General features: G+C 68.1%; 12 protein-coding genes. 7 read left to right on the forward strand and 5 right to left on the reverse strand.

What is annotated here, in order from left to right; translation table 11 throughout:
* Positions 1-6: 6 nt before the first annotated feature.
* Complete coding sequence (locus QZ607_RS13390) at positions 7-1,164, reverse strand: FHA domain-containing protein (RefSeq protein WP_295883451.1); 1,158 nt, start codon at positions 1,162-1,164, stop codon at positions 7-9.
* A gap of 79 nt (positions 1,165-1,243) precedes the next feature.
* Positions 1,244-1,537 (reverse strand): neutral zinc metallopeptidase, encoded by a 294-nt coding sequence (locus tag QZ607_RS13395; protein WP_295883454.1) that lies wholly within the window; start codon positions 1,535-1,537, stop codon positions 1,244-1,246.
* Positions 1,538-2,113: 576 nt separating this feature from the next.
* On the opposite strand from QZ607_RS13395, the gene rpoH reads away from it, so the two are divergent.
* The 7 genes from rpoH (at position 2,114) to QZ607_RS13430 (ending at position 11,398) form a co-directional block, all read left to right on the forward strand.
* On the forward strand, positions 2,114-2,977 hold the full coding sequence (rpoH, locus tag QZ607_RS13400; RefSeq protein WP_295883456.1) for an RNA polymerase sigma factor RpoH: 864 nt from the start codon (positions 2,114-2,116) through the stop codon (positions 2,975-2,977).
* 215 nt (positions 2,978-3,192) lie between these two features.
* Positions 3,193-4,623, forward strand: a complete 1,431-nt coding sequence (locus tag QZ607_RS13405; protein ID WP_295883457.1) for an efflux RND transporter periplasmic adaptor subunit — start codon at positions 3,193-3,195, stop codon at positions 4,621-4,623.
* 93 nt (positions 4,624-4,716) lie between these two features.
* On the forward strand, positions 4,717-6,249 hold the full coding sequence (locus tag QZ607_RS13410) for a hypothetical protein (RefSeq protein ID WP_295883459.1): 1,533 nt from the start codon (positions 4,717-4,719) through the stop codon (positions 6,247-6,249).
* A gap of 118 nt (positions 6,250-6,367) precedes the next feature.
* Positions 6,368-7,438 (forward strand): cytochrome-c peroxidase, encoded by a 1,071-nt coding sequence (locus tag QZ607_RS13415; protein WP_295883461.1) that lies wholly within the window; start codon positions 6,368-6,370, stop codon positions 7,436-7,438.
* Between the two features lie 658 nt (positions 7,439-8,096).
* A complete protein-coding gene (nifU, locus tag QZ607_RS13420) occupies positions 8,097-8,984 on the forward strand; it encodes a Fe-S cluster assembly protein NifU (RefSeq protein ID WP_295883465.1) in 888 nt (295 codons plus the stop codon).
* A 150-nt stretch (positions 8,985-9,134) separates the two neighbouring features.
* Entirely contained in the window at positions 9,135-10,361 is a 1,227-nt protein-coding gene (nifS, locus tag QZ607_RS13425; protein WP_295883468.1) for a cysteine desulfurase NifS, read from the forward strand.
* Positions 10,362-11,197: 836 nt separating this feature from the next.
* Positions 11,198-11,398 carry a hypothetical protein gene (locus tag QZ607_RS13430; protein WP_295883470.1) on the forward strand — a complete coding sequence of 67 codons (201 nt, stop codon included), beginning with the start codon at positions 11,198-11,200 and terminating at the stop codon, positions 11,396-11,398.
* Between the two features lie 445 nt (positions 11,399-11,843).
* Here the strand turns inward: QZ607_RS13430 and QZ607_RS13435 are convergent, their stop codons facing one another.
* From QZ607_RS13435 to QZ607_RS13445, 3 genes are all read right to left on the reverse strand, one after another.
* Positions 11,844-12,377: a 2OG-Fe(II) oxygenase gene (locus QZ607_RS13435; RefSeq protein WP_295883473.1), complete on the reverse strand. Its 534-nt coding sequence runs from the start codon at positions 12,375-12,377 to the stop codon at positions 11,844-11,846.
* 425 nt (positions 12,378-12,802) lie between these two features.
* Positions 12,803-13,765, reverse strand: coding sequence for an HAD family hydrolase (locus tag QZ607_RS13440; protein WP_295883476.1), 963 nt, complete (start codon positions 13,763-13,765; stop codon positions 12,803-12,805).
* Positions 13,766-13,946: 181 nt separating this feature from the next.
* On the reverse strand, positions 13,947-15,656 hold the full coding sequence (locus QZ607_RS13445; RefSeq protein ID WP_295883479.1) for an arylsulfatase: 1,710 nt from the start codon (positions 15,654-15,656) through the stop codon (positions 13,947-13,949).
* Positions 15,657-15,961: the final 305 nt, after the last annotated feature.

Below are 15,961 nucleotides of genomic sequence, written 5' to 3' on the forward strand. Positions count from 1 at the left end.
CCCGCCTCAGCCATTCGGTGCCGAGTCCAGATCCAGACCGGAAGCCGCCCAGGACAGCACCTGCCCCGATACCACTTCGGAGTCCGCGCCGGCCTCTTCATCGGCCCGCAGGGCGTCCAGGGCGCGGGCATTGGCGAGCGCGATGCCGATCTGCTCGGCGAGCTCGCCGATGAGCTCCAAGTCCGCATCGCCATAGGGGCCCGCCGCGGACAGATTGGCAAGATAGAGCGCCGCATCCGAAGCGGATTGACCGAGCGGCACAGCGAGCGCCACGTGCACACCGCCATCGGCGGCGTCGTCGACGCTGAGCGCAGGGCCACGCTTGGCGATGGCCGTGGCCACCAGCGCCATGTCCCAGAACGCACCATCGGCGGCATCACGCTCTGTGCGCTGACGCACGGCCAGGGTGTGGGGCCGCGGCGCGCCCGGGGAAGGCTGGGAGGACCGTTCGCCTGGGCTGGAGGCAGGCGCCGACGCCACCGCACCCGGCAGCGGCTCGGCATCCACGTCGGGCTGCTCAGGCTGCTCCAGCACCGCAGCCCGATCCACCGCCAGATAGCCCAGGGTCAGGTCCAGGGCCTGGCCCATGCGCGCGGCGGCCCCTGTGGGCGCGGACAGGCGATTGGCCAGGTCCAGCAGGATCTGGAGCCGGACGTGCTTCGGGTCAGTGTTCCATCCCTCCGGCACCTGCAACAGGGACGCCGCGCTGCCGGCATCCGGCCGGGATGCCGGCGTGCCGGCGACCATCTGCGCGAGCTCGGCCCGGCGGGCCGGTGTGACGCCGTCCTCCACCCGGCCCTTCTCGGCGATCTCGGCCGCCAGGGTGCCGTCCTCATCCTCCGCGGCGGTCTCATCCACCGTGCTGGAGCCGTCCTCCATATGCTCGCGGAAGCTGAGCCGGATGCTGCTGAATCGCACCTCGTCGCCGTCGGCAAGCTCTGTGACCTTGACCTTGCGGCCGTTGACGAAGCTGTGGTTGCTGCTGCCCAGGTCCTTAAGAAGGATGCGCTCGGGCGTGACAGCGATCTCGGCATGGTAGCGCGAGACATCGGCCCGGTTCAGATAGACCTGGTTGTCACGGTTGCGGCCGACCCTGTTCAGGCCGACCTGCAGCGGAAAAACCCGCTCGCTCTCGGTGTCCGGCTTATAGATCAGCGCTGGCATGGTCGCACGCATCCGTCAAACAGGCTGGTGGGACGGCCGACGCCCATCGCGGCAGGCTCCGCCGCCGACCGACCCGGCATCAGAGGCGCGCCGCCTCGAAGGTGTTGCAGCTCTGCACCGAGCCGCCCTCAAGCCCACGGCTGAGCCAGCGCACCCGCTGCCCGGCGCTGCCGTGGGTGAAGCTGCCCGGGACCACGAAGCCGCCGGCACGCCGCTGCCTGCGGTCATCGCCGATCGGCGCGGCGGCACTCAGGCCCTGCCCCGGCATCGATGTCAAACGCCCCCGAATCTTAGCACCGCCGCACAGCGTCACTCGCCGGCGCCGCGGCACCGAAAGGCCCGCGCGGGTCGCGACCGGCAACTCGAGCGTCACTTGTCATCCGAATGCGTACAGCAACAGGGCGCCTCTGCCCCGGCGACCAGGCCCGCGGCCGGGACTGCCCACAGCGGCACAACCTGCGTAAGCCTCGGATTTTCCGTCCGAGACATCGGGAAGCGTGGAGGCGACGGCATTGGGGCTGTCGCTGAAAATCTGGACAAGCCACCGACAGCTCCGGACGGCGACCCTCAGGGCCCTTCGGGCGAGTCTCAGGTGCGGCTGTGACAACTGGGCACCAGCCCAGCACGGCCGCGCACCCGCTCCCTGGAGACCCCATGGCGTCTTCCTATTTTCCTGGATTTGGCCACGGCTTACATAGAGAAGGTGCGCCATGATCGGCCCCGGGAGCGCCGCGGCAACCACCTTTCATCGGACCGCGCGGCGCTCGCTGAGCAAAAGGCATTGCGCCGCGCCTGTCTTTGACTACCATGGACCCAAGTCGGGAATGTCCAGCTTTTGCCACAGGAACTTTCCGTTCAAAAGCTGCTCGAAAACCCGGTACACAGTGTTGTCAAAGCAGCCTTATGCTGCTAGCATGATTTCCGAGCAAATTACTCAGGTATAAGCACCATGGCTGAAGAAGCATCGATCAAAGACATCGCCAACCTCGGCTCCCTGTCGACGGGCACGATCGACGCCTACATCGCGAGCGCTTACCAGATTCCTGTACTCACGCAGGAGGAAGAGCGCAGCCTGGCCCTGCGCCTGCGCGACCATGGCGACATGATGGCGGCCCGGCGGCTGGTGCTCTCGCACCTGCGCTTCGTGATCCGCATCGCACGCGGCTACCTGGGATACGGCCTGCCCCTGCCGGACCTGATCCAGGAGGGCACCGTGGGCCTGATGAAGGCGGTGCGCCGGTTCGAGCCGGACGTGGGCGTGCGGCTGGTCTCCTTCGCGGTGCACTGGATCCGCGCCGAGATCCACGAGTACATCCTGCGCAACTGGCGCATCGTGAAGGTTGCCACCACCAAGGCGCAGCGTAAGCTCTTCTTCAACCTCCGCAGTGCCAAGAAGCGCCTCGGCTGGTTCTCCAAGCAGGAGGTGGACGAGGTGGCCGCGGACCTTGGGGTCAAGCCCGAGACGGTGCTGGAGATGGAGTCGCGCCTGGCGAGCCACGACATGGCCTTCGACGGCCACGACGACGACGACGACGATGGCCCGTCGGCACCCTCCACCTATCTGCCCGACCTGCGCATGGAGCCCGCCGCGGCGCTGGAGAAGGAAGACAACGACGCCCATCAGCGCGAGCGCCTGTTCGCCGCCCTGGAGGGCCTGGACGAGCGCAGCAAGACCATCCTGCGCGAGCGCTGGCTGACGGAGAAGAAGCAGACCCTGCACGAGCTGGCGCAGCAGTTCGGCGTCTCCGCCGAGCGCATCCGCCAGATCGAGAAGAACGCGATGAACAAGCTCCGGGTGCAGCTGGAGCTGTAACCCACAGTCGCCGCCGGCGCGCGCCGGCGACGCTGCCCTCGCCTGAAGCCCGCCCCCGGCGGGCTTTTTCGTGCCCGCCGACTGCGCCTGCGATGACCCGGCCCAGGATTGGCATGCTCGGCGGCAACCGCGTGCCTGCCCATGCGAGCTTGCGCCGAGCCCCGGATGCTGGCGCAATACCGGGCTGACAACTCCCTGCCGCCGCCCCGGGTGCCGTGCCGAATTCACCACGCAAATGGCTGTTCCTGCTGCCCCTCGCAATGGCGCTCGGCATCGCCGTGCTGCTGAACCGCGGTGCAGGGCCACCGGCACAGCGCGATGCCGAGCCACCGGCGCGGGTGGTCAGGATCATCGAGATCCCCGCCGTGGATGTCGTCCCACGGGCCAACGGTTACGGCCGCGTGCGCCCGGAGCGGGTCTGGGAGGCGGTGGCAGAGGTCAACGGCCGCGTCATCGAGACGCATCCGCGCCTGCGCAGGGGTGCCCTGCTGCCGGCGGACGCCGTGCTGCTGCGCATCGATCCCACCGAATACGAGCTGCGCCTGTCCCAGGTCGAGGCGGACATCCTCTCCACCCGGGCGCAGCTCGCCGAGATGGCCGCCAAGGAGGCCAACATCCGCGCCTCCCTCGCCATCGAAGAGGAATCCCTGGCGCTGCGTACCACGGAGGTGGAGCGCAAGCAGCGCCTGCGCGACAAGGGCACCCTGAGCGCCTCCGAGCTGGAGCAGGAGAAGCGCAACCTGCTGGCCCAACGCCAGGCGGTACAGGCGCAACAGAACCAGCTGAATCTGCTGCCGGCGGAGCGCGAGCTGCTGGAGGCGCAGCTCGCCCGCTACGAGGCCCAGCTCGCCGACGCCCGCCTCGACCTCTCGCGCACCGAAGTGCAGCTGCCCTTCCGGGCGCGCCTGAGCGAGGTGAACATCGAGCAGGCGCAATACGTGCGCGAGGGCCAGGTCCTCATCAAGGCCGACGCCATCGACCGCGCCGAGGTGGAGGCCCAGATCCCCATCGCCCGCATGCGCGCGCTGCTTCAGGGGGCCGACCCCATCGATTTCAGCATCGGCCCCGGTGGCGCGCTGGCCGAGCGGCTCGGCATCCGCGCCCGGGTTACGCTGCGTGACGCCGGCGGCGATGTGTCCTGGGACGCCGAGCTCGCGCGGCTCAGCGACACGCTGGACCCGGACACCCGCACCGTCGGTGTCATCGTCGTCGTCGAGGCCCCGTATGCCGACGTGGTGCCGGGTGCGCGCCCGCCACTGGTGAAGGGCCTGTTCGTGGAGGTGGAGCTGTTCGGCGCCCCGCGTCCGGAGCAGCTGGTGGTGCCGCGCTCGGCGCTCCATGGCGACCGACTCTACCTGGTCGAAGACGGGCGGCTCGCCATCCGTCATGTTACCGTCGCCGTCCGCCATCCTGAATATGCCATCATCGCGGGCGGCGTTGCGGCCGGTGATGAGCTGGTGGTCTCCGATCTCTTTCCCGCCATCGACGGCATGCCCCTGCGGGGCGAGCCCGACCCGGAGGCGCGGGCAAGGCTGGTGGCGGCCGCCACCGGCGGTGCCGATGCTGCACGTGCCACACCGGCAGTGCAGCACACGCCGGGTGGTACGCCGAAAGACACCAGCCCGACAACGGCCGCCGCCCCCTGAGCCCGCATACGCATGCAGCCGCGGACCACCCCGGCTGCGAGACATCGATCACCATCGAGCTTCGCTCACAACCCAGGGACCGAGCCCAACCCCATGCAAGCCTCGCTGCGATCCGCCCTCGCCGCTCTCACCCTGCTGGCACCGGCACTCTTGTTCTCGCAACCCGCCGCCGCCATCCCTGCGGCGCCGGTGATGACCCTCTACAAGTTCAACGGCCCGCTGACGGTGCCCACCTATCGCATCGGCGCCAATGGCCCGGGTGCCCAGGCCGGCAGCCTCACCCAGGGCACCGCGGTGATCCCATGCCTGGTGGTGCAGAACGGCCGCGCCCTCACCGACAGCAAGGGCACGCCCTATGTGGGGTTCGAGGTCGTCGTGGATGCCTCCAGCGCCTCGGGGCAGTCGGCCACCCGCGCCTTCGAGCGCGCGGTGGCGGCCCAGAAAGGCAAGCAGGTCAGAAACCATCACTGCGGCCCGGGCGTGAACCGCGTCGTCAGCGTGCGCGACTTCTACCAGCTGGAGAAATCGCCCTTCTTCGATCCGCCCGGCCGCGGCGACCAGAAGGCCGCCGAGCGCAAAGGCCAGTCCACGCTCGACAAGATCGTGCGCAGCTTCCACAACTCGCCCCAGTGCGCGTCGGTGAACAAGCGCATGACCGGGCGCCGCGCCAAGCTGGCCTCCGCCTGGGACAGCTTCATCGCCCGCAACAAGGGCAAGTGGGACGACACCACCCTCGCCCGCGCCAAGCACCTGGACTACACCATGCGCACCGCCATTTTCGAGGGGCATCTGGACCGCGGCTGCTCCGCCTACGGCGCCTGCGAGCGCAACACCGTGGTGCTGTCCGTGCGCAACCGGGCGGTGGGCCAATGTCTGCGCCGGCAGGGCTGCCGCTTCCCGGGCGACTTCCAGGGCGTGTCCTCGGATGTGTCGCAATACAACATCTGGGACGCCTACCTGACCATGATCTCGGGGCTCACCGCCTGCTATCTGCGCACAGACCTTGAGCGCCAGGACTTCTATGACCGCGTACAGGCCATGTACACCCAGAGCGTCGGGGATGCCGAGCGCATTCTCTATGGTGGTGACGGCGCCCTGCGGGAGCTGTTCCCCGGCAACAGCCTGCGCGACCTCACCGAGATGCGCCACTACTACCACCCGCCGGCCATGGGCAAGTGCTTCCCGCAGCAGGACCGCATCGAGTACATGTCCGGCGCCGTCGCCGAGAACGGGCCCGATCACGCCCTCATCGCCAACACCCGCATCAAGGTGGGCGAGCGCGTGGGCAGCGGCTGGCGCTTCAAGGAAATGCGCTTCGAGATGGAAGACTGGGGCGATGACATCCGCATCGAGGACAACTACCCGGGCTTCATCGTGGACGGCCGCAAGGTGCGCCTCGGCGGCGGGGGCGGCTGCACCGCCTACGGCGTCTCGCCGGGGTGCAGCTTCAGCAAAGTCGGGCGCTGGCGCCGCACGCCGAGCTGGCTCAGCGCCGGTCGCCCCGTGGCGCTGAACTGCCGCATCCAGGACCAAGGCGAGTCCTGCCGCGGCGGCGGGCGCAGCCGCTCGGTGAGCGTCGGCGGCGCCTGCGATGTGGACATGATGCCTGTGACGGGCGTGCATTGACGGACGTCGCGCCGACGCAGCCGCATTCCTGCGCCAGCGCAATTCCTGCCGGCGGCGGGGATTGTAGGCTTCTGCCCGGCAATCCCGCATAACCAAGCAAGACGCCAGGAAGACGAACATGAATGCGAAATCCACTGGCCGGCTGCGCCGCATCGCAGGCACCGCAATCCTCCCCACGCTGATCCTCGCCAGCACCCAGACCCTGGCCGACGACGCCGCCCTGCGCGAGAAGGCCAAATCCGCGGGGCTGGAGCCGGTGCCCTATGGCCTCGCCGAGGTCGCAGACAACCCGGTGACCCGGGAGAAGATCGAGCTCGGCAAGATGCTCTTCTTCGACCCGCGCCTGTCCAAGTCCGGCGTCATCTCCTGCAACACCTGCCACAACCTGGGCACCGGCGGCGACGACAACATGCCCACCTCTTTGGGCCACGGCTGGCAGCAGGGCCCCCGCAACTCACCAACGGTACTGAACGCCGTGTTCAACGCCGCGCAGTTCTGGGACGGCCGCGCCGAAGACCTCAAGGCGCAGGCCAAGGGCCCGATCCAGGCGGGCGTGGAGATGGCCAATGAGCCCGAGCAGGTGGTGGCGACCCTGAACAGCATGCCCGAGTACGTCGAGCGCTTCGGCCGCGCCTTCCCAGGCGAGGATGAGCCGGTCAGCTTCGACAACATGGCCAAGGCCATCGAGGCCTTCGAGGTCACCCTGGTGACACCGAATGCCCCCTTCGATCAGTTCCTGGAAGGCAACGACGGCGCGCTCACCGATGCGCAAAAGGAGGGTCTCGCGCTCTTCATCGACAAGGGCTGCACCGCCTGCCACAGCGGCGTCAACTTCGGCGGGCAGGACTACTTTCCCTTCGGCCTCATCAAGCGCCCGGGCGCCGACATCCTGCCGCCGGAGGACAAGGGCCGCTATCGCGTGACCAAAACCGCGTCGGATGAATACGTCTTCCGCGCCGCGCCGCTGCGCAACATCGCCATCACGGCGCCCTACTTCCACTCCGGCGAGGTCTGGGACTTGGAGCAGGCCTTGGCGGTGATGGGCACGGCGCAGCTCGGTGCCAAGCTCACGGATGACGAGGTCGCCAGCATCGCTGGGTTCCTGGAGACCCTGACCGGCGAGCAGCCCAAGATCGAGTATCCGGTGCTGCCGGTGGAGACGGACGCGACCCCCAAGCCGAAGCCCTGAGCTTGTGCCCCGCGGCGACACCGAGCGCGCGCCAAGTCTCCAGTAGGACCTGACGGTGCTCGTGCTCGCCGACGGCGAGCGGCCCCACATCGGCGAGCACAACGCCGAGCCGGGCCGGGTCCACGTCCTCACGGACGGTCACCCGGCGCAGATCCGTGCCGCACTGCCGCCTGTGCGCGCGGCGCCCCAGCGCATCACCGCCGAAGTCGGGCAGACGGCTACGGGTACGCCGACCTCAGTTGTCACGCCAGGCAAGCGCACTTCAGTGCGCCTGCCGCAGATCATCTGCCCGGCCTGGGGTTCTCCGCGGTGCTGCGCCGCCCGCCAGCCCCACGAGTCACACCCGCCGGCGACCCGGGCCGCGCACGCGTGCGAAGTCCGACGCGGCGGCACCGCGGATGTCGTGTTCCGCACACTCGGCAGGCGGCAGCCCCTGCCTCCCCGAGCTTCTGAAATTCAGAGACTTACGCCTCGATTTCCACACTGGCTCGATGCTTGCTAAAGCTTCGACTCATGAGGTTTGTCAATCTGGACGCAACGGACATGCGCCACAGTTGAAGCGTGCGACCGGCATCTCTGCGGCCGTCCCGGTCCAACAAGACCCGAGCCACCCAGCGTCCGAGCCCAAACACTGCAAGCTACCCAGCGGAGCCGAGCCATGTGGGACTATTCCGAAACCGTCAAAGAGCACTTCTTCAACCCGCGCAACGCCGGTGCCGTCGCCGATGCCAATGCCATCGGTGAGGTGGGCTCACTCTCCTGCGGTGATGCCCTGCGCCTGACCCTGAAAGTGGACCCGGCCACCGACACCATCCTGGAGGCGGGCTTCCAGACCTTCGGCTGCGGCTCCGCCATCGCCTCCAGCTCCGCGCTGACGGAGATGATCAAGGGCATGAGCGTGGACGAGGCCCTCAATGTCAGCAACCAGGACATCGCCGACTTCCTGGAGGGCCTGCCGCCGGAGAAGATGCACTGCTCCGTCATGGGCCGCGAGGCGCTGCAGGCCGCCGTCGCCAACTACCGCGGCGAGGTCTGGAAGGACGACCACGAGGAAGGCGCCCTGGTGTGCAAGTGCTTCGCCGTGGACGCCGTGATGATCGAGGACACCATCCGCGCCAACGGTCTCAGCACCGTCGAAGAGGTGACCAACTACACCAAGGCCGGCGGCGGCTGCTCCGCCTGCCATGAGCCCATCGAGGAGATCCTCACCAAGGTGCTCGCCGAGCAGGGCAAGACCTTCGACCCCACCGCCGCCCCGCCGCCGCCCGCCGGCAAGCCGAAGCTCGGCAACCTGGCACGCATCCGCCGCATCGAGAACGCCATCGAGGCCATCCGCCCGAACCTCCAGCGCGACCACGGCGACGTGGAGCTGGTGGACATCGACGGCAAGAACGTCTTCGTCAACATGACCGGCGCCTGCTCCGGCTGCCAGATGGCCTCCACCACGCTGGAGGGCATCCAGCAGCGCATCGTCGAGGACCTGGGCGAGTTTGTCCGCGTTCTGCCGGCGCAGGCCATGCAGACGGCTGCTGCCTCAGCGGATTGACGTGCCGTCTTGTCCGTCGCGCGCAGGAGCGAGGGACGAGTATCGAGCAATGGCAAGCACTCGGCGCATCGCTCACTTGCCCCTCGCCTCCTCGCCCCTCGCCCCTCGCCCCTCGCCAAATGCAGCTCAAGCACTCGCGGAGCGCCCAAAATGACCCAGGCCACGTCAGGTATCTATTTGGACAACAACGCCACCACCATGGTCGATCCCGCCGTGGTGGAGGCCATGCTGCCCTACTTCACGGAGCAGTTCGGCAATCCGTCGTCCATGCACCAGTTCGGCGACCGCGTCGGGCGCGCCCTCAAGACCGCGCGGCAACAGGTGCAGGCGCTGTTGGGTGCGGAGCTGGACTCGGAGATCGTCTTCACCTCCTGCGGCACCGAATCGGACTCCACGGCCATCCTGTCCGCACTGAAGGCCCAGCCGGAGCGCAGGGAAATCATCACCACCGTCGTCGAGCATCCGGCGGTGCTGAGCCTGTGCGAGCACCTGGAGAAGGAAGGCTGCACCGTCCACTACCTCAAGGTGGACAAGAAGGGACGCATCGACATGCAGCAGTACCTGGACGCCCTGTCCAACAAGGTCGCCATCGTCTCGGTGATGTGGGCCAACAACGAGACGGGCACCCTGTTCCCGGTGGAGGAGATGGCCGAGCTGGCGCGCTCCGCAGGTGTCATGTTCCACACCGATGCGGTGCAGGCTGTGGGCAAGGTGCCCATCGACCTCAAGCGCACCGCCATCGACATGCTCTCGCTCTCCGGGCACAAGCTGCATGCGCCCAAGGGCATCGGCGTGCTCTACCTGCGCCGCGGCACCCGCTTCCGCCCGCTGCTGCGCGGCGGCCACCAGGAGCGCGGCCGGCGCGCCGGTACTGAGAACAGCGCCTCCATCGTCGCCCTCGGCAAGGCCTGCGAGCTGGCACTTGCGCACATGGACGAGGAGAAGACCCAGGTACGCAAGCTCCGGGACCGCCTGGAGCAGGGCATCCTGCAGACCGTGCCCAACTGCTTCGTCACCGGCGACCCGAGCAACCGTCTGCCGAACACCTGCAACATCGCCTTCGAGTACATCGAGGGCGAGGCCATCCTGCTGCTGCTGAACAAGCTCGGCATCGCCGCCTCCTCAGGCAGTGCATGCACGTCCGGCTCGCTGGAGCCGAGCCATGTCATGCGCGCCATGGACATCCCCTTCACGGCCGCCCACGGCACCACGCGCTTTTCGCTCTCGCGCTACAACACGGTGGAGGAGATCGACCGGGTCATCGAGGCGGTGCCACCCATCGTCGCCCAGCTGCGCAGGCTCTCGCCCTACTGGGACGCGGCGGCCAACGCACCGGTGGAAGAGCCCGAAGCCGCCTTCCAGCCGGCGTACGCCTGAGCCGCTCAGCAGCCCCCCGCCCCCAGCTGCGCCGACCCCCAGTCGGCCATCCCTGGGGACGCCGACGTCCAGTCGCCCGCACCTGCGGGCACCGACTTCCAGTCGCCCGCACCTGGGGACGCCGACTTCCAGTCGGCCGCACCTGGGGACGCCGACTTCCAGTCGGCCGCACCTGGGGACGCCGACTTCCAGTCGGCCGCACCTGGGGGCGCCGACTTCCAGTCGCCCGCGCCTGGGGGCGCCGACTTCCAGTCGGCCGCACCTGGGGGCGCCGACTTCCAGTCGGCCGCACCTGGGGGCGCCGACTTCCAGTCGGCCGCACAAGTCCCGTCAGGCTCACGCAACAGCACAACGGGCAACAGGCAACGGGCGCGCCGACGCACCGCCCTGACCACAGCGGCACGAAGGGGACTGCACAGCACCCGCAGCGTGTCTCGCGCAACGAACGCGACGAACGCCACGCTGGCAACGGCACCGGCAGCCCGTCGCCTGGTCGTTGCGGCTGTGGCCCTTGCTGCGAGCATTGACGCGCCATCCCACCGGCGCACCCCTGCCCCGCACATGCGCCGCCGCATCAGCAGATCCCTGCCGCAAATGCCGGAACGCGCACCAGAATCGCGCAAAACCGACCGTCTCGGTCGAGAATCTGCACCTCCGGCACCCACAGCCGCACTCAAGGGCTAGGGCGGACAGGGTGACACATCCGCGTAACCTGCTGATCCGGTGAGCGATTCACCGCACACGTTCCGTGCTGGCCCAGTGCTGGCACAGCCTTCGCTAAAGCAAGTCAGGCCCGCAGGCCTGCGTTGCGACCTTTCCATGCGGAGGAAACCACCATGCGCAACCCCTACGACCCGACCCTGGACCCCGCCGGCTACGCCGACTGCGTGCTGGACTCCAGCGACGACTACGAGCCCTACGGCTACGCACAGCCCGAGCTCCAGCTCTTACCCCTCACACCGCACACACCCGAGCCCTGCTTCGACCGCGTCATCGAGGCGCAATTGCTCGCTCACAGCAGCATGGTGGGCTGTTGAGAGCATCGACCGCGCAGGCCCATGATCCAGCTGCGGCCATCCACAAGGACTTTCCCATCAGACATCGCGGCTGGTATCAGCGGCAAGGCACTTTTCAGTTTGTCGTAAAGCATCCAGCGGCCGGATGGCCTGTGAGCACGAGCGTCCGCTTTGGGTCGCGGACCGCCCCTGCGCAGGGTGCTGAGAAGCGACACTGAGATGTGTCGGCAAATCAGCGGCTGAGTCGCTGGCCTTGCGCGGTCTCAGGAATGGCGAGGGTTTGGCTGGCTCAGGCGGAGAAAACCCGCTCTGCGCTGCCGCCCCTTCGACGCAAGCCAAGGCACTCAGCAACGGCCGCGCCCAAGCGGCGCGGAGCCGCCCAATCATCCCGGCGGCGGGTCGCCCGGATCAGATCCCGCCCTGCCAGGTGCACTCGCGGCGCCGGCATTGAGTCCAGCCAAGCGGCTCAACGACTGCGAAACCAGCCCGTGATGCTGAAGCGCTCGCGGCGGGACGGCAGTACCTCGTGCGGGAAACGGGCGCTGAGGAAGGTCACCAGGCGGCCGCCGATGGGCAGTACGTCGGCGCAGGGCGTCGCGTCCTCATCACCGGTGTAGATGCGCAAGGCCCCGCCATCCTGGGGCTGCCAGGCGTCGTTCAGGTACAGCACACAGCTGAGCTCCCGCCGGCCACTGGTCCCGTGCTGGTCATGGAACCGGTCCAGGTGCCTGCGGTAACAGGCGCCGGGCGGGTAGACGGCAAAGTGGACCTCCAGCTCATGGAGGCCCAAATACATCAGCCGGTTCACCGCCGAGCGCACCGCCTCCAACCGCTGCCATAAGGCCTTTTGCGCGCCGGTCAGACCGGCCGGGTCCAGCCACAGGATGCGGTCGGTGCGGACCTCGGGGCGCAGTTCCAGACCGGACCCGCGACCGACGCCGGCGCGACGGAACTGGCCATCCTGCCAGCGCTCCTCGGCCTCGTGGCGCAACTGGCTCACCAGGAGCGGCGGCAGGAAGGCATCCGTAATGCACCAGCCTTGGTCGGCAAGCGCCGCGGCGATGGCCGCAGGCAGATCCGGAGGGCCCTGGGATGGACCCTGAGGCGGCGGGCCCGGTGGCGGCTGGGCGGGGGGAAGCGAACCGGCTGGGAGGCTCAAGTGCGTGCGCAGGCTGATGGCGACAGCGCAGTGTGCGCCCGCCCCTGCCGCCGGTCCAGAGGCCTGACGGCCGACTGCGCGCGAATCCGGCCATCACACGCAAGGTGTCAGCGTTTCCCGGATGCCGGCGTCGGCCATCCATTGGCCGAGCATGGCAGAGGAATGCAGGCGTCGGGAAAAATCGGTATACTGTCCCCGTATCCAAGGATAAGTATAACGTCCCCGTTTCTTTTCCCGATTTCTTGGATGGGTGGGATTCTCGTCGATCATTCGGGGAAGACGCGGGCCCAGTCCCGCTGCATGGACACCAGTATCCAGCCCTTGTCCGCGGCGTCATCCAGCCCCTTGTCGAGCCGGCCCATGTGACTCTCGCGGTCATAGGCGTATTCGCGCTCGGCGTCGTCGTGGTGCAGCAACAGCCCCAGGCGCCGGCCCTCGCCCGCCGTGGTCCACTCCAGCATCTGGTAGTCACCGTCTGAGTTGCCGAAGGCCATGATCGGCCGGCGGCCGATGTGGCGCCAGATGCCGACGGGCTTGCCCGCCTTGTCGTCGACGAAGGCGATCTCGGGCTGACGCACCAGGGTCGGCTCGCCGTCCACGAGCTTGTACTCCAGCGCAATCTGCGAGCCCACCACCTGCTCCGGGGGGATGCCGTAGACGCGCTCGGTCCAGGGGCGCAGGAAGGCGATGCCGCCGCCGGAGACGATGAAGGTCTTGAAGCCGTTCTCGCGCAGGTAATCGAGCAGTTCCAGCATGGGCTGGTAGACCAGCTCGGTGTAGGGGCGCTCGAAGCGTGGATGGCGGGCGGTTTTGAGCCAGTCGGCGGCGATGGCATCGAGCTCAGTGCTCGTCATGCCGGCGTGGGTGGCCATCAGCAGCTGCATAACGCCCTCCATGCCGGCCTCGCCCAGGGCCGCCTTGTCGCCTTCGAGGGCGGCCTTAAACGGCTGCTCCTCACGCCATTCCGGATGGTCGCCGGCGAGCTCGCGAAGCCGTTCCAGTACGAAGGCGAGCTGGGTGTAGAGCGGCTGCTCCACCCACAGAGCGCCGTCGTTGTCGAAAACGGCAATCCGCTCGGGCTCAGGGACGAAGTCCGGCGAGTCCGCTTCGGTGACGGCGGCGACGAACGCGGTGATGGCCCGCTTCGTGGCGCCCTCGTTCCAGGACGGCAGCGGGTCCGCGGCGGCCGCCAGGGGGATGATCAGTATCAGTAATGCCAGAAAACGCATGTTCGCTCCTCTGCCCAGGGGCACTCGGAAACTGTTCTCGCGCAGCGCCACGGTATTGGCCGCAGCGCTCGCGGCGGCCGGATCGCTTCGCTGCAACCGCTCAAACGCCGTCGGCGCGGCAGTGCGCCGCGCCGACGGCGCGCCGGCTGGAACCTGAGCGCGCCCAGCGGCGCGCTCCGCGTCAGCCGCCGGGCGGCGCGAGCTTCTCCATCACCTGGTCCAGGCTGAAGCTCGCCGCCTTCTGGCGCGGCGGGAACTCCTGGAAGGTTGCGAGGAACTTGGCCACATAGGCCTGCGCCGGCACCAGCAGGTAGGCACGGTCCAGGACCCAGTCGAAGTAGGTGTTGGACGTGATCTCCGCGCGCTCGTAGGGGTCGCGGCGCAGGTTCTCGATCAGCGGCACGCGCAGCGGGATGAAGGGCTCCATCCAGACGCGGAAGGTGCCCTCGGCCTTCTGCTCCATGAAGATGAGCTTCCAGTCCCCGTAGCGCAGCGCCGTCAGGTCACCGTCGTCGGAGAAGTAGAAGATCTCCTTACGCGCGCTCTCTTCGGCCTCGCCCGTCAGCAGCGGCAGGATGTTGTAGCCGTCCAGGTGCACCTTGTAGTTGCGGCCCACGGCGGGCACGCTGACGCCCTGTTTCAGGCGCGCCTTGACCTGTGGGTCCCCGGCGGCGGCGAGGAAGGTGGGGAACCAGTCCATGTGGTGGACGATCTCGTTGGTCCACTCGCCCGCCGGGATCCTGCCCGGCCAGCGCACCATGGCCGGCACGCGCCAGCCGCCCTCCCAGTTGGTGTTCTTCTCGCCACGGAAGGGCGTCGCCGCCGCATCCGGCCAGGTGTTGTAGTGCGGGCCGTTGTCGGTGGAGTAGAAGACGATGGTGTTGTCGGCGATGCCGAGCGCGTCCAGCTTGTCCAGGAACTTGCCGATGTGCATGTCGTGCTCGACCATGCCGTCGGCGTACTCGTCCTGCCCGGAAATGCCGCGCAGCCCAGGCTTCACATGGGTGCGGAAGTGCATGCGGGTGCCGTTCCACCAGACGAACCAGGGCTTGCCGGCCTTGGTCTGCTCCTCGATGAAGCGGATGGCGGCGTCGGAGGACTCGTCGTCCACGGTCTCCATGCGCTCTTTGGTGAGCGGGCCCGTGTCCTCGATCTTCTGGGTGCCGTCCGGCATGGCCCAGGAGTGAATGACGCCGCGGGGGCCGAACTTCTCGCGGAAGGTCTGCCCGTCCGGGAGCACCATGTCACCCGGATAGTCCTCGTTCTCCGGCTCCTCCTCGGCGTTCAGGTGGTACAGGTTGCCGAAGAACTCGTCGAAACCGTGGTTGGTGGGCAGGTGCTCGTCACGGTCGCCCAAATGGTTCTTGCCGAACTGGCCGGTGGCATAGCCGAGCGCCTTCAGCATCACGGCGATGCTCGGGTCCTCTTCGCGCATGCCGAGCTCGGCACCGGGCAGGCCCACCTTGGACAGGCCCGTGCGGAACACGCTCTGGCCGGTGATGAAGGAGCTGCGACCGGCAGTGCAGGACTGCTCACCGTAGTAATCGGTGAAGGTCATGCCCTCGTTCGCGATGCGGTCGATGTTCGGCGTCTCGTAGCCCACCAGCCCGTGGGTGTAGGTGCTGATGTTGGACCGGCCGATGTCGTCGCCCCAGACGACGAGGATGTTCGGGCGCTCGCTTGCGGCCTGCGTCTCGCCGCCTGCGCCCGCCGGCTGCGCACTCTGGGCGACCGCCTCGGTGGCCGCTTCGGACACGGCGGCGGGCCGCCCATTGTCGGGGGGTGCGGCCGCGGGATTGGACGCGAAGGGATTGGGCAGCTGCGCTTGCACGGGCAGGGCCAGCAGCGCCAATGCGGCCGCAACTCCTGGCAGGGTGATTGTGGGATTCAAAGCGGGTCCTCCGAGAACACAGTGGTGATGGTCGACAGACGCTGCGTTGCAGTGGCAGCGGCGCCCCGCCCGGCCAGGCGCCCGTCCGCTCAGGGGCGCTCGATAAAGCCTTCAGGCGTGCCGGCTCCACCTGTCCGCATTCGGCGCTCCATGCGCAACATCCCCTGACACGAAGCCTGGAACAGCCATGGAGGCGGCAGCACAGATGGCCGATGAAGGCGCCTTAATCCGGGACGAGTGCCGCAGACTCGCAGCGAGGCGCAGTATTGCCGCTGCCAAGCTTCCTGATAACCTTCTTGTCCGCT

This window comes from uncultured Thiohalocapsa sp. (genome assembly GCF_913063425.1).
In the GTDB taxonomy this organism is placed as follows: domain Bacteria; phylum Pseudomonadota; class Gammaproteobacteria; order Chromatiales; family Chromatiaceae; genus Thiohalocapsa.

Excerpts from the sequence above, each read along its gene's own strand:
- nifU (WP_295883465.1), top strand. The coding sequence starts at position 8,097 with ATGTGGGACTATTCCGAAACCGTCAAAGAGCACTTCTTCAACCCGCGC.
- QZ607_RS13415 (WP_295883461.1), top strand. The coding sequence starts at position 6,368 with ATGAATGCGAAATCCACTGGCCGGCTGCGCCGCATCGCAGGCACCGCA.
- QZ607_RS13440 (WP_295883476.1), bottom strand. The coding sequence starts at position 13,765 with ATGCGTTTTCTGGCATTACTGATACTGATCATCCCCCTGGCGGCCGCC.
- QZ607_RS13410 (WP_295883459.1), top strand. The coding sequence starts at position 4,717 with ATGCAAGCCTCGCTGCGATCCGCCCTCGCCGCTCTCACCCTGCTGGCA.
- QZ607_RS13430 (WP_295883470.1), top strand. The coding sequence starts at position 11,198 with ATGCGCAACCCCTACGACCCGACCCTGGACCCCGCCGGCTACGCCGAC.
- rpoH (WP_295883456.1), top strand. The coding sequence starts at position 2,114 with ATGGCTGAAGAAGCATCGATCAAAGACATCGCCAACCTCGGCTCCCTG.
- QZ607_RS13390 (WP_295883451.1), bottom strand. The coding sequence starts at position 1,164 with ATGCCAGCGCTGATCTATAAGCCGGACACCGAGAGCGAGCGGGTTTTT.
- nifS (WP_295883468.1), top strand. The coding sequence starts at position 9,135 with ATGACCCAGGCCACGTCAGGTATCTATTTGGACAACAACGCCACCACC.